The following is a 2,726-nucleotide window of genomic DNA, read 5'->3' as shown; positions in this document are numbered from 1 at the left end:
CGGAACATCTTCCGTGACGGGCTTCAGCGGATGCAGCGACTGGGCCGCCTCAGCGCTGACGCCGATCCTACGCAGCTGGCCAACCTGCTCCTTGCCGCATACCAGGGCGGCATGCTCCTCGCCCAGGTCGCTCGGAACATCGCTCCGCTCAAAGACGCGTTGCAGGCAGCCATCGACTACGTGCAGACCTTCGCGACGTCTCCCGACGCCGGCGTACTCCAAGCTCGGTAGCCGCTTACAGCGACGTCTACGCCACACCGCACAACCAGGCGAACCTGGCCCGCTTCAACTTCCTCGACCCCGCCTCCCACCGCTTCTACCCCGACTGGGACCAAGCCGCCGACATAGCCGTCGCCATCCTGCGCACCGAAGCCGGCCGCAACCCCCACGACAAAGACCTGCACGACCTCGTCGGTGAGCTGTCCACCCGCAGCGACGCATTCCGCACCCGCTGGGGCGCCCACAACGTCCGCCATCACGGCACCGGCACCAAACGCTTCCACCACCAGGCCGTCGGAGAACTCACCCTCGCCTACGAAGGCCTGGACATGGCCGCCGAGCCCGGCCTCACCCTCACCATCTACACCGCCGAACCCGGCTCCCCCTCGGAAGAAGCACTGCGCCTCCTCGCATCCTGGACCGCCACCCAAGAAGCCGACTCCACCACACAACAGGCGGCCGGCTGACCGCTTACTCACGCATCGCCCACGTCGGTATCGCCTGGCAGCTCGACACGATCGCAGCGTGCCACGAGTTGGTGGTGATGCGGTCGTTGTCGGGCAGCTCGGTCGAATGCGCGCACAGCACAGCGTGAGGTCGTGGCCGGGGGTGGGCGTGCGCTGGTTCGCTGGGATGGCGGCCATGCCGCTGCCCCATCGTGACCCATTTATCCAATCCATTTCTCAATGTCATGACCAACAATTGTTGGACTTCTGGATTAGCTGTTCCTAGGCTCGGGCAGGACCGGCCTTCCGTGCGAGAAGACCTCGACCACCTGTCTTCCACTACCGGAGGGAATATCCGATGAAGCAGCGCGCGATCCGGCCCATCTCAAGCAGGCCGCGAAGGAGCCGGCAAAGCGCCTGGGCGTCGAGGTGATCGGTCGCTGCCAGTTCCACCGCCCCGACCCATGTGTGCCGTACGCCGATTCGATCGGTGCGATCCCTGGCCCGCTCGAGGAGGGCGTGATCCTCATGGCGGGCATTTCGAACGCGCCTGTGGACAGATCGACGAGGCGAACGAGGTCCTGGACGGTCGGCTCGCGTCGGTCCAGAACCAGTTCTCACCCAGGTTCCGCTCCAGCCTGCGCGAGTTGGAGCGCCGCGCCGAGCCGGGCATCGCGTTGCCGCCGTGGAGCCCGCTGGGCGGCATCGTGAACGGGCCCGAACTCTCGGCGCACCACGCCGCTTTCCGCGCGGTCGCGGACGAGGTAGCCGTCAGCGTCTACCGCGTGACCCTGGCCTGGGAGCTTGCCCTCGCACCCGTGGTCGCCCCGATTCCCGGGTCCTCTCGCCCCGAAAGCATCCGTGACTCGGCGGCCGCCACCGACGTCACGCTCACCCCCGAGCAGAATTCCCGCCTGCCGGCGGCCTAAGACGCCCCGTACCGGCACCGAATACCCCTTACCGACAAGGACCCCATCGTGAAGACTTTCAACCTGCCCGGCACCGACATGGTCGTCCCAAACATCGTGCTCGGCCTGATGCGCATCCAGGACAAGAGCGACAAGGAGGTGCGAGAACTCCTCGCCACCGCGATGGACGCCGGCATCACGTTCCTCGATCACGCCGACGTGTACGGCAGTGAGCTGCACGGCTGCGAGCGCCGCTTCGCCGAGGCGATGTCACTGAACCCCTCGCAGCGCGAAAAGCTGATCATCCAGTCGAAGGTGGGCATCGTCCCCGAAGGCCCGTACTTCGACTTCTCCTACGAGCACATCGTCGAGTCGGTGGACGGCTCACTCAAGGCTCTTGACACCGACTACCTCGACATCCTGCTGCTGCACCGCCCCGACGCCCTGGTCGAACCCGAAGAAGTCGCGCGTGCGTTCGACCAGCTAGCCACGACAGGCAAGGTACGGGCCTTCGGTGTCTCGAACCACACCCCCCGGCAGATCGACCTGCTGCGCCGCCACGTCAGCCAGCCCCTGGTGGTGAACCAGCTCCAGCTGTCGATCACGCACGCCCCGCTCGTCGCGCAAGGCGTCGCGGCCAACATGCAGGGCCTGGAGCAGTCGGTCAGCCGTGACGACGGGCTCCTGGACTACTGCCGCCTGCACAACATCACCGTGCAAGCCTGGTCACCGTTCCAGGCCGGTTTCTTCGACGGCCCCTTCCTCGGCTCGGCACGCCATCCCGAGCTCAACGCCGTCATCGACCGCCTGGCGGCGAAGTACGGTGTGCCGTCCCTGGCGATCGCGACGGCCTGGATCACCCGGCATCCCGCCCGGATGCAGGTGGTCATCGGTACCACCACACCGCAGCGTGTCGCGGACGCCGCCCTCGGATCGGACGTGCCACTGACCCGCGCAGAATGGTACGAACTGTTCCGCGCCGCCGGCTACATCGTGCCCTGACCACCGTCCCGGCCCGACGGCACAGTCAGATCACCGCACCCTCTTGGACCGTGCCGTCGGGGTCGCAAACCGTTGCCCCCCGTACCGGGTCGATTTGGTGGCGACCAGGAGGCTGCCTTCCGTCTCGTATGCGACGCGTACAAGGCTCTGC

Annotated in this window: 1 protein-coding gene and 3 pseudogenes; all 4 read left to right on the top strand. The window is 66.7% G+C overall.

Going from position 1 to position 2,726, the window contains the following annotated elements; all coding sequences use genetic code 11:
* Window positions 1–231: pseudogene (locus VXC91_RS44415) on the top strand (TetR/AcrR family transcriptional regulator); the annotation flags it as partial.
* Window positions 231–686: pseudogene (locus VXC91_RS44410) on the top strand (MmyB family transcriptional regulator); the annotation flags it as partial. The pseudogenes VXC91_RS44415 and VXC91_RS44410, both read left to right, overlap by 1 nt.
* Before the next feature lie 408 nt (window positions 687–1,094).
* Window positions 1,095–1,594: pseudogene (locus tag VXC91_RS44400) on the top strand (aldo/keto reductase).
* 48 nt (window positions 1,595–1,642) lie between these two features.
* The gene (locus tag VXC91_RS44395) at window positions 1,643–2,575 is read left to right on the top strand and encodes an aldo/keto reductase (RefSeq protein WP_329513018.1); all 933 of its coding nucleotides are present in this window, start codon (window positions 1,643–1,645) and stop codon (window positions 2,573–2,575) included.
* Window positions 2,576–2,726 lie beyond the last annotated feature (151 nt).

Source organism: Streptomyces chiangmaiensis (genome assembly GCF_036281785.1).
GTDB classification, from domain to species: Bacteria; Actinomycetota; Actinomycetes; order Streptomycetales; family Streptomycetaceae; genus Streptomyces; species Streptomyces chiangmaiensis.
Note: the sequence above shows the minus strand (reverse complement) of the source record. Positions and strands in the feature narration are given on the sequence as shown.